This is a genomic window from Enterobacter cloacae complex sp. IR5412 (assembly GCF_049237385.1).
Taxonomy (GTDB): domain Bacteria; phylum Pseudomonadota; class Gammaproteobacteria; order Enterobacterales; family Enterobacteriaceae; genus Enterobacter; species Enterobacter intestinihominis.
The window spans coordinates 205,493-223,036 of the sequence record NZ_JBMKHQ010000001.1 but is presented as its reverse complement, the minus strand read 5'-3'; the positions used below and the strand labels follow the sequence as shown (position 1 = coordinate 223,036).

19 protein-coding genes are annotated in these 17,544 nt (G+C 55.4%); all 19 read left to right on the top strand.

Annotated features, from left to right (window positions below; all coding sequences use genetic code 11):
- The first annotated feature begins 636 nt into the window (after positions 1-636).
- Entirely contained in the window at positions 637-1,023 is a 387-nt protein-coding gene (locus tag ACOTX2_RS01110) for a phage holin family protein (RefSeq protein WP_015570936.1), read from the top strand.
- Complete coding sequence (locus ACOTX2_RS01105) at positions 1,010-1,291, top strand: phage holin family protein (RefSeq protein ID WP_072050717.1); 282 nt, start codon at positions 1,010-1,012, stop codon at positions 1,289-1,291. Before ACOTX2_RS01110 ends, ACOTX2_RS01105 begins: the two co-directional genes overlap by 14 nt.
- Positions 1,291-1,920, top strand: coding sequence for a glycoside hydrolase family 19 protein (locus ACOTX2_RS01100; RefSeq protein WP_045340223.1), 630 nt, complete (start codon positions 1,291-1,293; stop codon positions 1,918-1,920). Before ACOTX2_RS01105 ends, ACOTX2_RS01100 begins: the two co-directional genes overlap by 1 nt.
- Before the next feature lie 7 nt (positions 1,921-1,927).
- On the top strand, positions 1,928-2,197 hold the full coding sequence (locus ACOTX2_RS01095) for a hypothetical protein (RefSeq protein ID WP_045340227.1): 270 nt from the start codon (positions 1,928-1,930) through the stop codon (positions 2,195-2,197).
- Between the two features lie 1,168 nt (positions 2,198-3,365).
- Positions 3,366-3,644, top strand: coding sequence for a hypothetical protein (locus tag ACOTX2_RS01090; protein WP_126313523.1), 279 nt, complete (start codon positions 3,366-3,368; stop codon positions 3,642-3,644).
- Positions 3,645-3,947: 303 nt separating this feature from the next.
- Positions 3,948-4,451: a DUF1441 family protein gene (locus ACOTX2_RS01085; protein ID WP_032619489.1), complete on the top strand. Its 504-nt coding sequence runs from the start codon at positions 3,948-3,950 to the stop codon at positions 4,449-4,451.
- A gap of 3 nt (positions 4,452-4,454) precedes the next feature.
- Positions 4,455-6,575: a phage terminase large subunit family protein gene (locus tag ACOTX2_RS01080; protein WP_045342230.1), complete on the top strand. Its 2,121-nt coding sequence runs from the start codon at positions 4,455-4,457 to the stop codon at positions 6,573-6,575.
- Complete coding sequence (locus tag ACOTX2_RS01075) at positions 6,572-6,787, top strand: hypothetical protein (RefSeq protein ID WP_023299859.1); 216 nt, start codon at positions 6,572-6,574, stop codon at positions 6,785-6,787. Before ACOTX2_RS01080 ends, ACOTX2_RS01075 begins: the two co-directional genes overlap by 4 nt.
- A gap of 8 nt (positions 6,788-6,795) precedes the next feature.
- Entirely contained in the window at positions 6,796-8,316 is a 1,521-nt protein-coding gene (locus ACOTX2_RS01070) for a phage portal protein (protein WP_032619491.1), read from the top strand.
- Positions 8,264-10,384, top strand: a complete 2,121-nt coding sequence (locus ACOTX2_RS01065) for a ClpP-like prohead protease/major capsid protein fusion protein (protein ID WP_373416205.1) — start codon at positions 8,264-8,266, stop codon at positions 10,382-10,384. Before ACOTX2_RS01070 ends, ACOTX2_RS01065 begins: the two co-directional genes overlap by 53 nt.
- A 66-nt stretch (positions 10,385-10,450) precedes the next feature.
- Positions 10,451-10,786, top strand: coding sequence for a DUF2190 family protein (locus ACOTX2_RS01060; protein ID WP_023303462.1), 336 nt, complete (start codon positions 10,451-10,453; stop codon positions 10,784-10,786).
- Positions 10,786-11,142, top strand: coding sequence for a head-tail joining protein (locus tag ACOTX2_RS01055; protein WP_045340204.1), 357 nt, complete (start codon positions 10,786-10,788; stop codon positions 11,140-11,142). Before ACOTX2_RS01060 ends, ACOTX2_RS01055 begins: the two co-directional genes overlap by 1 nt.
- 1 nt (position 11,143) lies before the next feature.
- Positions 11,144-11,806, top strand: coding sequence for a hypothetical protein (locus ACOTX2_RS01050; protein ID WP_126313522.1), 663 nt, complete (start codon positions 11,144-11,146; stop codon positions 11,804-11,806).
- An 8-nt stretch (positions 11,807-11,814) separates the two neighbouring features.
- Complete coding sequence (locus tag ACOTX2_RS01045) at positions 11,815-12,369, top strand: hypothetical protein (RefSeq protein WP_045344185.1); 555 nt, start codon at positions 11,815-11,817, stop codon at positions 12,367-12,369.
- Positions 12,362-12,985, top strand: coding sequence for a phage baseplate assembly protein V (locus ACOTX2_RS01040; protein WP_126313521.1), 624 nt, complete (start codon positions 12,362-12,364; stop codon positions 12,983-12,985). Before ACOTX2_RS01045 ends, ACOTX2_RS01040 begins: the two co-directional genes overlap by 8 nt.
- 38 nt (positions 12,986-13,023) lie before the next feature.
- Positions 13,024-14,493: a phage tail sheath family protein gene (locus ACOTX2_RS01035; protein ID WP_149912183.1), complete on the top strand. Its 1,470-nt coding sequence runs from the start codon at positions 13,024-13,026 to the stop codon at positions 14,491-14,493.
- Entirely contained in the window at positions 14,490-14,996 is a 507-nt protein-coding gene (locus ACOTX2_RS01030; protein ID WP_023299868.1) for a phage major tail tube protein, read from the top strand. The genes ACOTX2_RS01035 and ACOTX2_RS01030 overlap by 4 nt, the downstream gene beginning before the upstream one ends.
- Before the next feature lie 51 nt (positions 14,997-15,047).
- Complete coding sequence (locus tag ACOTX2_RS01025) at positions 15,048-15,335, top strand: phage tail assembly protein (protein WP_023299869.1); 288 nt, start codon at positions 15,048-15,050, stop codon at positions 15,333-15,335.
- Positions 15,336-15,449: 114 nt separating this feature from the next.
- Entirely contained in the window at positions 15,450-17,540 is a 2,091-nt protein-coding gene (locus ACOTX2_RS01020; RefSeq protein WP_227789195.1) for a hypothetical protein, read from the top strand.
- The last annotated feature ends 4 nt before the right edge of the window (positions 17,541-17,544 follow it).

Below are 17,544 nucleotides of genomic sequence, written 5' to 3'. Positions count from 1 at the left end.
GCGCGCGGAAATGAATGCTGTGATCATTTCCACCGGGAGGCACCCGGCACCACTCCCTCAGTTATTGCCAACTTAGCTATTTATGCCTGCTTTTCCGAGCAGGCTTTTTTTTCATTTATTAATCATCCATTGACCAGATGAATGTTTCTTGTTTTAGTTATGAATGTGGTGAATCCCATCTAAGCGATGGGGCGTCTGGTTAACTGCTATGTGCAGGTATGCACGCGACTTTGACGACCAGAGATAAGTCACCGGGAGGCACCCGGCGCCACATCCTCAAAAAAACGTTTTGTCGACCACCAGGTTCTGAATCGTCATATACACTTCTAAATGAAACAATTTAAGAGGTGAATTATGAAAGAGGGATATTATTGGATTAGACACAATGACTGTGTCCAGATCGCCTACTTTTCGCACGGTAAAACTGAAGATATGGTTACAGGAAAAATAATCAGAGGCGTCTGGCATCTAACTCGTGGCTACGATCTTTGCCATAACGGTGAAGCGGTCGTTCTGGAAGGACCCATATCCCCACCTTTATGAACATAATTCGAAGAATACAGGCTGCCTCAGGGCGGCCTTTTTTATTTCCCCTCAAATTTACTGAGAGGATTCACTGCAATATGAGGGGGACCGATGTCCGATCCATTTTCCGGCACGGGGCTGGCCGGTTTAGCTTTGACTGGAGCCAGTGTTTACGGTCTATTGACCGGAACTGACTACGGTGTTGTTTTTGGTGCATTTGCGGGCGCCGTATTTTACATAGCGACAGCGGCTGACCTGAGTGTGTTACGTCGACTGGCATACTTCTTCGTGTCGTATATCGTCGGCATTCTTTGTTCCGGGCTGTTGGGTTCAAAACTCACATCCTGGACGGGGTACACCGAGAAGCCTCTGGATGCTATCGGTGCCGTAATAGCTTCTGCGTTAGCCGTTCAAATCCTTACGTTCCTGAACAAGCAGGACATCGGCTCGCTGGTGGCGCTGATAACGCGCCGGGGAGGTTCAGGTGGTACAAAATGACCCAACAGCAACTATCAACGCGCTGCTCTGCGCCGGAGTTGTAATTACTCTGATGTTTTACCGCCGTGGTGATTCGCGGCATCGGCCATGGATTTCGCGTTTAGCCTGGCTGATTACCGTCACCTACAGCGCTGTACCGCTGGCGTACCTGTGTGGGATTTACCCGCATTCATCATGGGCCACCATTGCGGCAAACATCATATTCCTTTCCGTGCTGGTGGCCGTCAAAGGCAACGTTGCACGTCTGGTTGATCATCTGAGGCACTAATGAACCAAACACAATTTCAGAAGGCGGCTGGTATCAGCGCCGGGTTAGCTGCGCGCTGGTTTCCGCATATCGACGCCGCTATGAGGGAATACGGCATCACCGCACCGCTTGATCAGACCATGTTTATTGCCCAGATGGGGCATGAAAGCACCAGATTTACCCGGCTGGTGGAGAACCTGAATTACGCGGCAGAAAACCTGCTACCTACGTTCGGCAGCCACCGCATCACGCAACAGCAGGCCGCCGCACTTGGCAGAACTGCAACGCAACCGGCAAACCAGAAAGCGATCGCTAATCTGGTATACGGTGGTGAGTGGGGAAAAGAACACCTGGGCAATCAGGTTGCCGGTGATGGATGGAAATATCGCGGTCGCGGGCTGAAACAGGTTACTGGTCTGAGTAACTATCGCAGTTGTGGCCAGGCGTTGAAACTGGACCTTGTAACCCACCCGGAACTGCTTGAAGAGGATGAATACGCCGCGCGCTCAGCCGCATGGTTCTATGCCTCCCGCGGTTGCCTTCTTCATTCCGGCGACGTTGAGCGCGTGACACTGTTAATCAATGGCGGCCGCAACGGGCTGGAAAAACGCCGTGCGTTGTTTAACCTGGCGAAATCAGTTCTGGTATGAGGTGAGTGTGGGTATCGAGACAATAATCGGGCTGGCCGCACTGGTCATTTCCGCTATCGCCGGCGCTTTTGGTCTGGGCCATTTTCGCGGCACCAGCAAAGCAGAAGCTAAAGCCGACCAGCAGCGAACCGAAGATAACGCAGCGGCAATGGTCGCAGCAGCCGAACGCAGGGTAGAAACAACGAAAGAGGCCAGCAATGTACATCAGACTGTTAATCATATGCCTGGCGACGATGTTGATCGCGAGCTGCGGGACAACTGGACCCGTAAGGGTTGAGGTGGTGGACACTGCTTGCGACTGGGTTAAACCCATTTACGGTACGCATCACGACTGGGATGTACTGGATAAGCAGACGAAGCGTGACATCCTGGCGCATAACAAAGCATGGAAAGCAAATTGCGCGAAAAATTGAGCCTCATCCCTGAGGTTCGGACACAGTCTCTCCTCTGGACTTTAACCGTAGCAAATATTGAGAATTCCGTTATACAAATGGACAATTCTTGGAGCGCAGATGATTAGTTGGCAGGGAAAAGCTTGAACAAATCAGGGTGGCTCATCCTTGAGCACACGGGTAGTCCTGAACGACGACTTCACCTGACATAGCAAAGTCTATGTAAGAGTCTAGAAAACAATGAGTATTTATCAAGGCGGGAAAGGAAAAAAGTCCCTTCCGAAATGAAATCCTGCAATTCGGAAGGGAGACCAAAAGGGTCATCATTACAAGGAGAGTGTAAATGTAATCCATTTCTCAAAAGTAAAAAGGTGTATTAAATAAATAATGCAAAGGAACAAAAAACTGCTTTCTTCTAATGCCTGATGGGTATACGGGATGAATGATTAGCGAAGAATTTCAACAATGCTCACAACTTTATTTTGTCTGTCAGCTACATTTTAATGGCACGAGTGATTCGATATCTCTGCCATACAGATGAATCCCCCTGAGCGGAGGGGCAACCAGTCACTGCTGGACGTAGTGTTGCGGGTTTGCGGAGTGATGCAAGTCCACCGGGAGGCACCCGGCGTCTGAATGCTTGACTAAAGGAATAGGGTACACGTCGAAATGAGTGCGAAGTAATACCTACTTACTGCTAGACCCAGCCAGTTCTGTCCGAGCTGGCTTTTTTTTGCAAAAAAAAGCCCTCTAAGAGAGGGCTACAGGAGTCTCAGTTTCGTTGCTCTTTTTATTGATGTTCCCCGGAGTTGGCATTCTCCGCATCAGAGTCATGTATAGCTTGGCAGCTTGGCAGATAACAACAAGCGTAAGCGTGGGATATTAAGAATTTCCTCAGATTGTTTTCACTGGTGGATGGGCTAAAGACCTTGAAGCAGTAAGCGGGTTGACCGCAGCCATAAGGCCATGCAGCAGCCATGATGCCGCCTCCGGGCGGTTGTTTAATACCAATCCCGTATGCATTTCATAAGCTTTTCACTGAGAAGAGTTGCTGTGATGACCTTGAAATTTATAACTTTATACCAGCATACTCTTCATCAGCCCTCCATGTCGGTGGGGTATCAAGGGGATCATATGCTTGAGAATTATTTCTACGATAAAACTGGTTTTGAGCAAAAAGATGAAGTTAAGCGCGAGAAAGCAGTAGCCGCTGTACTTGAAATCCTTAAAGTTTCAGCGAGCCATTCGGCAAACCATGTTGTTATTACTTCTCTGAAAAACGAGATAAGTGAAGCAGCAGACGCGATTCAAAAAGCGTTAGATAAACAGTAAGCCATAGCTAATGAAATAAACCGCCTAAGGGCGGTTTATTTTTCCCGAGATAGTTAAAAACCATATTATTATTTTTCTCACCTGGATATATGACCTCCTCTCTCTTGAAACGCGTATTTTTTTGAGAGTGATTATTATTTAATAAGGTACTCCTGGTGATTCTGAACACCGAGGGGGCGAGGACACGCGGGAAACGGCTAGTTTTTTGCATTTTATGGGTTTCATCATCATCTGTTTAACCTCTTGATATTTCAGTCCTGATCCTTAGCAGGATGTCGAAATGACTATTTTTTGTTCACCATCATGGATAACGAACTCAAAAATTTCCGGCTGAATATCACGCAGCTGGCAGCCATTACCGATCTGCACCGCCAGACGGTCGCGAGCAAGCTTGCAAATGTTCAGCCGGCACCGGGCAGCAATCCAAAACTTAAGCTTTATGCCATCACCGATATCCTCAGGGAGTTGCTGACGAGTACCACACCGTCGGAGCTGGTGGACGTCGACAAAATGCTTCCCCCCGATCGTAAAGCCTGGTTTCAGTCGGAGCGTGAAAGACTCAAGTTTCAGCAGGAAACAGGTGAGTTGATCCCGGCGTCAGAAGTCACCAGAGAATTTTCCTCCATGGCAAAAGCAATGGTTCAGGTGCTGGAGACGTTACCCGACATTCTTGAACGAGACTGCGCCATGACCCCTTCCGCAGTTGTCAGGGTGCAGCAGGTTATTGACGATCTGCGCGACCAGATAGCTCTCAAAGTTGAGCAGGCCGACTCACCAGAACAGGAGGATATGCCAGAAGAGGAGTAAATCATGCGACAGGCCACGGCAGCGGAAGTCAGGCGTAACGCTTCCGCCATTCTCAAAGCCCCGCGCCGTATGCCTGTGGCTGAGGCGGTTCAAAAATTTATGCGCGTACCTATGGGAGCCGGTAACTCGGTACCGTGGGACCCTGCTGTCGCTCCGTATGTGATAGAGCCGATGAACTGCCTCGCGATGCGTGAATACGATGCGGTGGTGTTTGTTGGACCGGCACGAACGGGGAAAACGATCGGCCTGGTGGATGGCTGGGTTGTATACAACATTGTCTGTGACCCGTCCGATATGCTCGTCGTTCAGATGACCGAAGAGAAAGCGCGTGAGCACTCTAAAAAACGTCTGGCGAGAACGTTTCGTGTCAGTCCTGAAGTGGCGAAACGCCTGAGCCCGTTGCGAAACGACAACAACGTGCATGATCGTACTTTTCTGGCGGGCAACTATCTCAAGATTGGCTGGCCTTCCATCAACATCATGTCCTCGTCAGATTTCAAATGTGTAGCGCTCACCGATTATGACCGCTTCCCTGAGGACATCGATGGCGAGGGTGACGGTTTTACCCTGGCGTCCAAGCGTACCACCACCTTTATGTCCGCCGGGATGACTCTGGTGGAGTGTTCGCCAGGCCGGGACATTCGCGACAGCAAATGGCGCCGAAAATCTCCCCATGAAGCACCACCAACGACAGGCGCGCTTTCGCTGTACAACCGTGGAGATCGCCGTCGCTGGTACTGGCCGTGCCCGCATTGTGGTGAATATTTTCAGCCTGCGATGGAGGCGATGACCGGATACCGCGATGAACCTGATCCGGTAAAAGCCAGTGAGTCGGCTCATCTGCTTTGTCCGCATTGCAGCACCATTATCACCGCAGATAAAAAGCGCGAGCTTAACGGGGTGGGTGTCTGGTTGCGTGAAGGTCAGAGTATTGACCGGGACGGCAAGATCTCCGGTGAGCCACGCCGTTCGCGCATAGCGTCGTTCTGGATGGAGGGGCCCGCAGCCGCGTACCAGACCTGGGCGCAGCTGGTATACAAACTGCTGACTGCTGAGCAGGAGTATGAGGCTACCGGCAGCGAAGAAACCCTCAAGGCGGTTATCAACACCGACTGGGGGCTGCCGTACCTGCCGCGCTCGGCCAGCGAACAGCGACGCGCCGATGTGCTGATGCAGCGTGCGGAGGATTACGGTAAACGCCTGGTTCCGCCGAAGGTGCGTTTCCTGCTGGCAGCCGTCGACGTTCAGGGCGGGAAAAAGCGCCGTTTCGTCGTACAGATAATTGGTTATGGCGAAAATGGTGAACGCTGGCTTGTGGATCGCTACAACATCCGCCAGTCCCTGCGCTGCAATGAACATGGCGAGGCGGAGCCAGTCCACCCCGGCGCGTATCCGGAGGACTGGCAGCTGCTTGTATCCGATGTGCTGGAAAAAACTTACGCACTTCAGTCTGACCCGACGCGGCGTATGCCGGTGCTGGCCATGGCCGTCGATAGCGGCGGTGAGGAAGGGGTGACAGATAATGCCTATAAATTCTGGCGCCAGTGTCGCCGGGATGGTCTGGGTAAGCGTGTCTATCTGATCAAGGGCGACAGCACAAAACGCCAGAAAATTATTACCAAAACTCACCCGAATAATACCGAACGCAGTGACCGTCGCGCTGATGCGCGTGGCGAGGTGCCGGTGTATCTGCTGCAAACCGACCTGCTCAAGGATCAGCTCAGCAATAACCTTGATCGTGAGACTCCCGGAGCAGGCTATATCCATTTTCCCGGCTGGCTGGGGGAGTGGTTCTACGAGGAACTCACCTACGAAGAGCGCGGCGTGGATGGCAAATGGCGTAAGCCAGGCAAGGGCGCCAACGAAGCCTTTGACCTGTTCTGCTATGCCCACGCCGTCGCGGTTCTGCGCGGCTACGAAAAAATTCGCGACTGGGAAAAACCTCCTGCATGGGCTGAGCCGCAGGATCTCAACCCAAATATTCATGAAGGGGAACGCCCCAGGGAGATAACCGTGAAAAAAAACAAAACCGTTCAGCCACAAGTCAGGGCTGAGCCTGAGAAAGAAAACACGCTTTCCGGCAGCTGGCTGGGATCTTCCGGTAGGGGAGGAGGCTGGCTGTGAAGAAAGACGACATCTGGAGAACGCTGGTGATGGTGCGCCAGGCCTACCAGGACTCGCTGGACGGCAAGAGTATCTCTTTCACCGGCGTAAACGGTCGCGCCATTACCAACCACGATCCGAAGGCGCTGCGCGATGAGCTCGAATACTGGGAGCGTCGCTGGCGCGCGGTCAACAGCCGTGGTGGTTCGTACAAACTCGCTAACTTTCTGTAAGGCGTTCTATGGGCATTCTTGAAAGAACACTGAGGGCAATTTCCCCCGGGTGGGCCGCGACACGCGAGCGGGATCGTCTCCGGCTTAATGCGTATGAAGCGGCAAATCCGTCACGGCTGCACAAGGCGAAAAAGCAAAGCCAGTCGGCGGACACCGCTGTGTTTGCAGCAGGTCAGTCCCTGCGGGAACAGGCCCGGTGGCTTGATGAAAACCATGATCTGGTGATCGGCCTATTCGACAAAATGGAAGACCGGGTGATTGGTGCCCACGGGATCCATGTTGAGCCTCAGCCCCTCGATCTGGAGGGGAATCTTCATTCCGATTTCGCCGGGAAACTTTCGGCGCTCTGGGCTGAATGGTCCGTGCGTCCTGAGGTGACTGGCATGTTCACCCGCCCGGAAGCCGAACGCCTGCTGCTGCGTTCAGCACTGCGTGACGGGGAAGTGTTCACGCAACTGGTCAGGGGGAATGTGCCGGGTCTGCAACATTCCACCTCCGTACCGTTCTCGCTGGAAATGCTGGAGGCGGATTTTGTTCCGTTCAACCTTAACAGCACCGCCGGCCAGCAGGTTCGCCAGGGCATCATCGTGAACGACTGGGGGCGTCCCGTCGGCTACCGCGTTTACAAGTACCACCCGGCAAATATGACGCGGTTCAGCGCTGAACTTAAAACCGTCTCAGCTGAAAATATGCTTCACCTTGCGCAGCGCAAGCGTCTGCACCAGCTGCGCGGTATCAGCCTGATCCACGGAGTCATTACCCGTCTTTCTGACATCAAGGATTATGAAGAGAGTGAACGCGTCGCCGCCCGTATTGCCGCCGCGCTGGGGTTCTATATCAAGCGCGGTGATGCGCAGTCTCTTGGTGACGACGGGGAGTTTTCACCTCCCGGCGGCCAGCGTCATTACGATATCGCCCCGGGCATGATTTACGACGATCTGCGCCCGGGTGAAGACCTTGGCATGGTGGAATCAAATCGCCCGAATGTTCACCTCTATGAATTCCGGAACGGACAGATGCGGGCCGTGGCCGCAGGCACGCGCGGCAGCTATTCCAGCATTGCCCGGGACTATAACGGCACCTACAGCTCCCAACGTCAGGAGCTGGTGGAGAGCTTCGAAGGGTACAACGTCCTGCAACAGTGGTTTGTCGGCCAGCACAGCCGGCCCGTTTACCGCGCATGGCTGGCGATGGCGTTACTGAGCGGCGTTGAAGTGCCGCCGGATGTGGATCCAAATTCTCTCTATAACGCGCTCTATCTCGGCCCGGTGATGCCGTGGATTGATCCGGGGAAAGAGGCTAATGCCTGGAAAGCCATTGTTCGTGGCGGTGCTGGTACCGAAGCGGAATGGGCACGGGCGCGGGGTAAAAACCCGCAGGAGGTTAAACGCCAGCGACTGCGTGAAACCGAGTTTAACCGTCAACACGGGCTGGTGTTTGATTCCGACGCCGCCAACGACAAAGGAGCGATGCCAGATGCAACGGCAAAACCAAAAGACGATCGGCGCGAGCCGGACGATGATGATTAACCCCCGCGCCAGCCTTGCGGGTGTCGATGCGGCAAACGGTCAGTGCTGGTACGAAATCCGCGCGCTGTCTGCCGGGCGCGTCGAAATCTTCCTCTATGACGTGATCGGCGGCTGGGGCATCACAGCCCAGCAGTTCGTCGCGGACTGTAAAGACGCCGGGGTGTTTGACGCCAGCGCGGTGGATTTGCATATCCACAGCCCCGGCGGTGATGTCATGCAGGGATTTGCCATTTACAACACCCTGTCGCGGCTGAAAGCGAAAGTGGATATCTGGGTAGACGGGGTGGCGGCCAGCATGGCCTCAATGATTGTCTGCCTGCCCGGCGCCACGGTGCACATGCCTGAAAACGCCTGGATCATGGTCCACAAACCGTGGGGGGGGATCGCCGGGGATTCTGATGACATGCGTGATTACGCCGCGTGGCTTGATCGTAACGAAGCCCTGATGCTCAGCGCCTATATGAATAAAACGGGACTGGGGCAGGAGGAGCTGGAAGCGATGCTGAAAGCGGAGACCTGGCTTAACGGGGCCGAGGCAGTGGAGAAAGGTTTCGCTGACACGCTTGAACCTGAACTACAGGCTGCGGCCTGTGTGAATGAAAATAAACTGAAGGATTACCAGAACATGCCAGAACAGATTAAATCTCTTTTTGCGCCGCGTGCCGAAGCTCCGGTGAATCAGCCACAGCAGCCTGCTCCGGTACAGCAGCCCGCGCCGGTACAGGCGAACCTTAACCCGCCAGCGCCACAACAGCCCGCGCAGCAGATGACTAATATCGATATCACTGCGCTGGCCCAGCAGCTGCAACAGCAGATGCAGACGGCAAACGCGGAACGCGTGAACACGGTTTCCGCTGTTTTTGAGGCGTTCCCGACCTTCGCGACACTGAAGGCGGAATGTCTGGCCGACTTCTCCTGCACGGCGGAAAAAGCCCGTGACAGACTCCTCCAGGCGCTGGCGGCAGGAACTACGCCGAGTGCCGGTCCGGGTGCTATTCATCTTTATGCCGGAAACGGCAATCTGGTCGGTGACTCCATCCGTGCTGCGGTAATGAGCCGCGCGGGCTATGCGCAGGCTGAAAAAGATAACGCCTACAACGGTTATACCCTGCGTGAACTGGCGCGAGCTTCCCTTGTGGATCGCGGGATCGGTATTTCAGGCGCAGGGACTGCACAGGCGATGGTCGGCCTTGCGTTTACCCACAGCAGCAGCGATTTCGGCAATATCCTGATGGATGTGGCGCACAAGGCGGCGCTGATGGGCTGGGACGAGGCCACAGAGTCATTCGAACAGTGGACCCGTAAAGGCACCCTGACTGATTTCAAAACCGCGCACCGCGTCGGACTGGAATCACTTGCATCGCTTCGCAAGGTCCGCGCCGGGGCGGAATATAAATATGTCACCATCAAAGATCGCGGCGAGCCGATTGCGCTTGCGACCTACGGCGAACTTTTCAGCATTGACCGCCAGACTATCATCAATGATGACCTGGACATGCTGACCCGTATCCCGCAGGCAATGGGCCTTGCCGCGCGTGCTACCGTGGGCGATCTGGTGTGGGCAGTTCTGACCAGCAACCCAAAAATGTCCGACGGCAAGCCGCTGTTCCACGCCGATCATGGCAACCTGGTCTCCGCCGATCTGAGTATCGAAGGCCTCGATACGGCGCGTAAGGCGATGCTGTTGCAAAAATCAGGCGACCGCCGTCTGAACATTCGCCCGGCCTACATGCTGACGCCAGTGGCAATCGAGTCCCGCGCTAACCAGCTAATCAAATCTGCAAGCGTACCGGGTGCGGACGCGAACAGCGGTATCGTTAACCCGATCCAGAACTTTGTGACGGTGTCCTCAGAGGCTCGCCTCGATGACAGCAGCCCAACGGATTACTACCTGACCGCTGCACAGGGACGCGACACCATTGAGGTGGCATATCTGGACGGTATTGATACGCCATATCTTGAGCAGCAGCAGGGCTTCACCGTTGACGGTGCCGCGTTCAAGGTACGTATCGATGCCGGGGTGGCACCGCTTGACTGGCGCGGCATGGTTAAAGTCACCAAAAAATAACGCCCGTCATCTGACGGTTTTTTTTACGGGGCGGCACGTGCTGCTCCTTTTTGTCTGGAGAGAAAAATGGCGAAAAATTATCAGCAGGATGGCAACACCCTTGATTTTCAGAATACCGGTGCGACCGATATTCATTCGGGTGACGCCGTGCTTTCAGGTGCGCTGGTGGGCGTTGCTCACGACGACATTCCGGCTGGGTTGTGGGGTGTGCTGCATACCACTGGGGTGTTCGTCCTGCCAAAAGCAGCGGAAGCGGTCACTGTTGGCCAGAAGCTCTATCTGGCAGACGGTAAGCTGACTGCGGAAGCGGGTGAGGCGGCGGCTCCGAATCCTCTGGCGGGCACGGCCTGGGCTGAGGCGGCGGCTGATGCGGATTCTGTTCCGGTCCGGCTTGGTTACTGATGAACCGCTTTCGGCAACGCCTGTTAAAAGCGGATGCCCGGATATCCCGGGCATTTGCCGAAGAGGTGCCTGCTGTCCTTTCTGTCGGCGCTGAGTTGCGTCCTGTTACCGTGATTTTCGAGACGCCTGATGTCCCGGTTGACGTGCCCGGCGGGGGGCAAATTCAGGATCGCTCTCCGGCCTTCAGCGCGATGACCACCGATATCGTGGGGCTTGAGAAGCACCACGGCGTGGAGATCAACGGCACGGCTTATCGTGTGACGCACATTGGCGCTGATGAAGAAGGCCGCACCCGCGTCACGCTGGCGTATGGCGCACCGGGTAAGGTGCAGCCGGACATCAACAAGTGGAGCTGATATGGCGCGTGAGTCCAGACTGCGGCGGGATTTGCCCGTCGATATCGATGTGGATGCCATCTGGCGGATAGCGGAACACATCGGTGCCACCCATAAACAGTTTCGGGCAGCGTATTCCCGTGCGCTGAAACGTACCGCCGCCACCTTGCGTAAAAAAGCGATGGCTGACCTGAAAGACGGGCTGGCGCCGCGCAGCCTGGATCTGGTGCGCCGGCGTCTGCTTTCCTTTCGTCTTGATCGCGCTTCTCAGTCACAACTGGATATTTTTCGTCTCTGGTTTGGTCTCAATGCCATCAAGGTAAAAGACCTGAAAGGCAGGATTAACGGGCGGGTCAGGCCTCACCATACCCGGCGGGATAAATCCACCGGGCAGTTTATAAAGGCGCGGCGCCAGGCAGAAAACGCAGGATTCACCCCAAAGGGCAGCCTGCTATCCCCGCGCACATTTGAAAACGGGGAAGTGGCGCGCTCCCGCCGTGAAAACCGCCGGACGGTGGTTATTCGCGATCCGGATACCCGCCGTACTCGCGAAGCGGAAGTCGATATTTATGAGCCGATGCTGAATTACATCGAAGATAACGCTTTTGCGGAGGCGATGGAGATTTTTATGCATCACTTTGAAACCGATCTACGCGGGCGTGTGAAAGCCCGTATTTCTGTCTGAGGTGGACTATGGCTGAGCCATTACTGCTGGGGCAGTATCACGATGCTGTCACCGGCGCGCTGAAAAAAATTGCGTGGGTGCGTGACGCCGATGCCTACCCGGAAAAAAACGTGCCCCGCTTTACCGGACTGGCCACCCCGGCGGTCTATTTCTCCATTAACGGCTGGGAGCAGGGCGGCGGCAACGAGGGACAGCTTAATGTGAATCTGTCCTGCGATTTGTTCGTTGTGGTGGACGCGGCAGGCGCTGGCGTCAGCCGACCCGAAATTTTCCTGCGCACGGCGGCGGCGGATATCACGCAGTGGATTGACGGCCAGCAGTTCGGCCTGACCAGTCTTGAGCCAGCCGTCTTTATCGATGCGTCACGCGATGAGTTTGATCCGCGCATGGATGATTACCTGGTCTGGCGGATCTCCTTCACACAGTCAGCCGCCTTTGGTGCGGATCCGTTTGCACAGCTGAATGCCCCGCTGAAAGCGGCCTGGCTGGGCAAGGCACCGGATATCGGCCAGGCACATGTGGACGATTATCAGCTGATTTACGAGGCGAAACCCGATGAGTGATATCGAGGGCGATTTACAGCGCCGCCTGGCGAATATTGTGCGGCGCGGGGTTATTCATTCCGTTAAGCATGACGGTATACCGAAGTGCCGGGTGGATCTGGGCGACATCATCACTACCTGGCTGCCGCTCTGCCAGGGCTTTTCCGGGGCAAACCGGGCTGACTCCAATCCGTATGCGGTCGGGGATGCGGTCACGGTGCTGTCGGAGGCGGGTGAGCTGAATAATGGCCGGGTGTTTCCCGGCTGGAATACCGGCGGTCTGCCGGTACCGGGGGGCAGCGACAGCGAACATATCACACGCTACGGTGACGGTACCGAGATCCGGTATGACCGCACCGCGCATGCCCTGACCATCACGCTGGCGGAGGGCGGGACCTACAAAATTATCGGAAAGGGAACGCTCGATGGTCCGGTGGAAATCACCGACACCCTCACAGTTCAGGGCGTTACGCAAATCAATTCCGACACGAATGTGAAGGGAAACATCGGTGCAACACAGGAAATTTCGGACGGTACCGGGAAAATGAGCGGGATCCGCGAAACCTACAACGGCCATGACCATAAAGAAAATGGTGATGGCGGCGGAACCACGAATCCCCCCAATCAAAAAATGTGACCTGCCGCGGCAGGTTTATTTATGCCTGGAGAAAATAAATGGCGAATTTACATGGTGTGGAAACGATCGAACTGACATCCGGTACGGTCGCGGTCACGACGATCCAGACGGCCATTATCGGCCTGGTGGGTACTGCGCCTGATGCCTCAGCCGGAACGCCGGCCAGTGCCAGCACAGGAACCCCGATTCTGGATAACGTTGTGGAGTTTGCCGCGACAGTTGCTGGCAGGGCAGGAAACGTGGTGGTGGTTGAGGCTGTAGCCGGCATCCCCAATGAAGAAAATCCCGCAGCGATTGAGACTTCTGCTGCCTGGAATGCGGAGGCATTAACGCTGACTATCACGCTTGGCTGCGATGAAACGGGCAAGCTGACGGCAACCCCTTCTGCCGTGGCCACTGCCGTAAGCGCGGTGGATGATGTGGAAGTCACCGCAACGGGAAGCGGCAGTGGCGTGGTCACACCGTTCCGGTTGCAGCTGACAGGCGGCGAAGATGAACCTTTCCCGCTGAATACTCCTGTGGCGATTGTCGGTACCTCGATGCTTTCCCGGCTCGGTGAAAAAGGCACGCTGAAGCAGGCCCTGATGGAAATCAATGACCAGCGAAATGCCCTGACGGTGCTGGTACGCGTGGCTGAAGTTAACGATACAGCTAAACAGCGTGCGGCGGTGCTGACCGGGATCGGCGCGCTGTCATCTGCTCGCTCCGTGACAACGTACCAGCCCCGTATCGTCATCGCGCCGGGGTTCAGTGAGGATGATGCCGTGGGCAAGGCTCTGGAAACCGTTGCCGGCAAGCTGCGGGCGGTGGCGTATGTTGACTGTGCCTCTGGCGCTAAGCTGCAAGAAGTGGTCCAGCGCAGGCAGTCCTATGGTACCCGCACCGAACTGCTGCGCCCGCGCGTACAGGTCAGCAATGCCGACGGCCAGCTGATCTATCGTCCTTACTCTGCGTTTGCGGCGGGGTTGCGTGCCCGAATCGACTTTGAGAAGGGCTGGTGGTGGAGTAAATCCAACCAGGACATCAATAACATCCTCGGGGTGGAACAGATCGACGAGTTCATTCTCGGCGATGAAAACTGCGACGCAAACCTGCTCAACATGCAGAACGTCTCTACCATCATCCGCCGGGCAGGGTTCAAGCACTGGGGTAACCGTCTGTGCGGTACCGATCCACAGTGGCGCTTTGAATCGGTTCGCCGAACCGCAGACGTCATCGAGGACAGTATTCAGGAAACGATGCTGGAATACGTTGATCGTCCGCTGGACCGGGAGAATGCCGACGACATTATCGGCACCATCAACGCCTATATGCGCCAGCTGGTCGGGCTCGGCGCTATTTTCGGTGGTCGCGCCTGGCTGGATGAAGAACTTAACACCGCTGAGAGCCTGGCGGCGGGCGTGCTGTACATCAACTATGACTTTGGTCCGAAATCGCCGACTGAGCTTATCAGCCTGCGCGTCCGGGTGAATAACAACTATGCGCTTGAGGAGATGCTGGCAGCATGAGCGAAAAAAACACATTACGCGTCTGGACCTTCTTCCGGCAGGGGATCCGCATACAGGGGGCGCATGAATTTACTCCGCCGGCATTGTCCATTGTCAAAACGGATTTGCGTACCGGCGCACAGGATGCGCCGTCCCCCGTTGATGACGGTATGGAAGCACTCACCTGTCAGCTGAAGTTTTACGGTGTGGACGTGGATATGCTGACCGCCTTCGGTTTTGTCAGCGGCAGCCGTCCGCGCTTTACGGCCTATCAGGGCTATCTGGCTAACGGTACCGCGCTGGGTACCATCGAGGAGATCGAAGGCTTTGTGCAGACCGTCACTCCCGACGCGCGTGGCAAGGACAGCCTGTCCGAAAATGCCGTCACGGTGGAAATCGCCGTGAGCTATTACCGTCAGACCAAAGACGGTCGCGAGCTCTTTGAGATAGATACTGAGCGCTTCTCGCGCCGGGTGAATGGCGTGGATGTTCTGTCCGGCTTGGCGGCAAAAGTGCGGCTTTAACTTCAAACAATCTTACAACGGCCTGCGGGCCGTTTTTTTATGGAGATCAACATGTCTTTTCCTGGTGAAACACGCGTTATCAAACTGTATTCCCCTGTTTCCTTTGAGAACGGTGGCCTGCTCGAACAGGTGACGCTGCGCGAGCCGCTGGTCCGTGACCGCATTGCCTTTTCCAAAGACCGCGGCAGTGAAGAAGAAAAAGAGGCGCGCATGATTGCGCTGCTGTGCAACCTCAGCGAACAGGATATCTGGCAACTGACTGCGGCAGATTATGCCCAGCTGCTGGACGCGTTTAATGTTTTTATGCTCCCGCCCGAGAAGCGACCGAAAGAGGGCTGATGCGGGCGATACGTTTTCTGGGACGGCGCCTGCATTTTCCCATGACGGAATATCTGGATATGCCGTTCAGTGTGTTTTCTGATTTTCTCACCGACGAAGTGGAGGCGGTAAATCGTGGCCGGATTAAGCCAGAACCTTAAGGCCGTCATTACCTTTGGCGGCAGTATCGACAGCTCCTGGAGCCGTTCAGCGAACAGCCTGCAAAAAAGCCTGAAGGACGTCGGAAAGCAGTCAGAAAAACTGACGAAAGACCAGGCTAAGCTGGCGGCAGAGATTAAGCGCGCGAAGCTGGCCGGGCAAAGTCTTGGCGATCTTAAACGGCGCTACAGCGACGTCTCCCGTGAAATCCGCAAAACGGAGGCCGAACAGCAGAAGCTGAATCAGCAGATGCAGAAGGCACAACGGCTGGCAGCCTTCAAGGGGGCAGGGAAAGGGCTGTTTCGCCGTGGCCTTGGTATGGCCGGTCAGCTGGGCGGTATGGTGGCGCCAGGGCTGGCGATCGGCGGCGGTGGCGTGGTGGCTTCCGCGCTGGGCACCCTGATTGCCCCGGCGGCCACCAACGCGGAGACGGCCCGACGGGCTGGTGTGGCGAAAAGCTATGGCGTCGATATCCCGACGTTTGATGCCTGGGACACGCTCGCGAAGCAGTACGACATGAACGGGGAGAACATCGGCGACCTGTTCGAGGAGTATCTTCACAAGGCAGGAGAGTACAAGCAGAACGGCAAGCAGGGTTCCCTTCAGGATGCGTTTGAAACGCTGGGATTTAAGGCGGGGGATTTTGCGGGCCTCAGCGATATGGCGCAGTTCGAAAAAATCGTCGAGCGTGCGCTCAGCATGCAGGACGAGTCGAAAGCGTCGTTTGCACTGGATTCGTTGTTTGGCGGCGAGGCCAGCAAGCTGTTGATGCTGCTGAAGCAGTCCGGCAAAAGCTACCGTGACCTGATGGACGAGCAGCGGCGTTATAACCTCGTCACGAAAGAGGGGGCTGAAGGGGCGATGGAGGGCAACCGCGCCATCACCAGCCTGCGCACGGTCTTCTCCTCCGCTGTAGCGGAAATCTCAGGGCAACTGGGAAACGAGCTGGCACCGGATATCCGCCGGCTGACGGATGATATGGCGGAGTGGTTTAAGGGGGGCGGGATCAAACGCATTGTCAGTTTCCTGCGTAATGATCTTTACCCCGGTGTGCTGACGTTCGGCCAGGGCATTGTGTTCGTCGGGAAAGTGGCCTACGCGCTGGCGAAAAAAATGTCCTGGCTTTTACCGGATGAGAGAAGCGATCAGCGGGACGTGCTCAAATCGCTGGCCATGACCGGCTCGGTTGATATTGCGCGCATGACGGCGCAACGCAATGGTCAGGGCGAATGGTTTGAGCAGCAACTGAAGGAAAAGCCGGACCTGCCTGATGATGTGAAAAAATCGTACCGGGACACCCGGGGATTTTTCCGCGACGACGATGATACCTTTAACAGTGCGCTCGATAAATACGTGACGCCGGAAAGCAGCGGCGCGCCGTTCTCCTGGGAATCAGCACTCAACCAGAACCAGGAGACGTCTGTGCAACCGGGACATGAAACATCTGACAGGGCTGCCGGCGCCTGGAATAACTACAGACTTCCTTCCTTTCCCACGTTTGAAAAAAGTATCGTCTGGCCCGCAGCGGAAAAACAGAAGGGATCCGCAGACAACATCTCACCGGATAAGCCGGTGGTCAATGTCGATGTTTATCCTTCCCTTAACTGGACAGCAGCAGAGGAAGGATCTGAGGGGAATTCAAAATACCCGGCACAGCCTATCCCGGATGTGAATGTTGATGTCGATTCGTTACCGGGTACTGGCAAAGCGCAGGGTTCATTCAGGGGTAACGAACGTTACAGGGATAAAAGCGCAGACGTATTGTTCTTAACTCCTGAGATTAACTCCCGACAGTCTACTGAACCTGTTTCAGACAGACCGGCAGAACTGTCAGGTGAAGGGGAAAGCAGCTACTGGGAAACATTACTTCAGAAGCTGGATAGTGCGGACAAAGCGCCACCTCCCCGACAACTGACCGACAACCGTCGTTTCGAATTTCATTATGAGATACATGGCGCACCTGGTCAGGACGAAAGGGCGATCGGGGATGAAGTTGTCGCGGTGACTAAAACCAGTCCGGTATTTAACGGTGACAGCAGCATGCTGGACGGAGGGCAAATCTGGTGAGTGA

Bases quoted from the DNA above. Each gene is read 5' to 3' on its own strand.
- ACOTX2_RS01110 (WP_015570936.1), top strand. From the start codon at position 637: ATGTCCGATCCATTTTCCGGCACGGGGCTGGCCGGTTTAGCTTTGACT.
- ACOTX2_RS01100 (WP_045340223.1), top strand. From the start codon at position 1,291: ATGAACCAAACACAATTTCAGAAGGCGGCTGGTATCAGCGCCGGGTTA.
- ACOTX2_RS01085 (WP_032619489.1), top strand. From the start codon at position 3,948: ATGGATAACGAACTCAAAAATTTCCGGCTGAATATCACGCAGCTGGCA.
- ACOTX2_RS01080 (WP_045342230.1), top strand. From the start codon at position 4,455: ATGCGACAGGCCACGGCAGCGGAAGTCAGGCGTAACGCTTCCGCCATT.
- ACOTX2_RS01070 (WP_032619491.1), top strand. From the start codon at position 6,796: ATGGGCATTCTTGAAAGAACACTGAGGGCAATTTCCCCCGGGTGGGCC.
- ACOTX2_RS01065 (WP_373416205.1), top strand. From the start codon at position 8,264: ATGCAACGGCAAAACCAAAAGACGATCGGCGCGAGCCGGACGATGATG.
- ACOTX2_RS01060 (WP_023303462.1), top strand. From the start codon at position 10,451: ATGGCGAAAAATTATCAGCAGGATGGCAACACCCTTGATTTTCAGAAT.
- ACOTX2_RS01055 (WP_045340204.1), top strand. From the start codon at position 10,786: ATGAACCGCTTTCGGCAACGCCTGTTAAAAGCGGATGCCCGGATATCC.
- ACOTX2_RS01050 (WP_126313522.1), top strand. From the start codon at position 11,144: ATGGCGCGTGAGTCCAGACTGCGGCGGGATTTGCCCGTCGATATCGAT.
- ACOTX2_RS01045 (WP_045344185.1), top strand. From the start codon at position 11,815: ATGGCTGAGCCATTACTGCTGGGGCAGTATCACGATGCTGTCACCGGC.
- ACOTX2_RS01040 (WP_126313521.1), top strand. From the start codon at position 12,362: ATGAGTGATATCGAGGGCGATTTACAGCGCCGCCTGGCGAATATTGTG.
- ACOTX2_RS01035 (WP_149912183.1), top strand. From the start codon at position 13,024: ATGGCGAATTTACATGGTGTGGAAACGATCGAACTGACATCCGGTACG.
- ACOTX2_RS01030 (WP_023299868.1), top strand. From the start codon at position 14,490: ATGAGCGAAAAAAACACATTACGCGTCTGGACCTTCTTCCGGCAGGGG.
- ACOTX2_RS01025 (WP_023299869.1), top strand. From the start codon at position 15,048: ATGTCTTTTCCTGGTGAAACACGCGTTATCAAACTGTATTCCCCTGTT.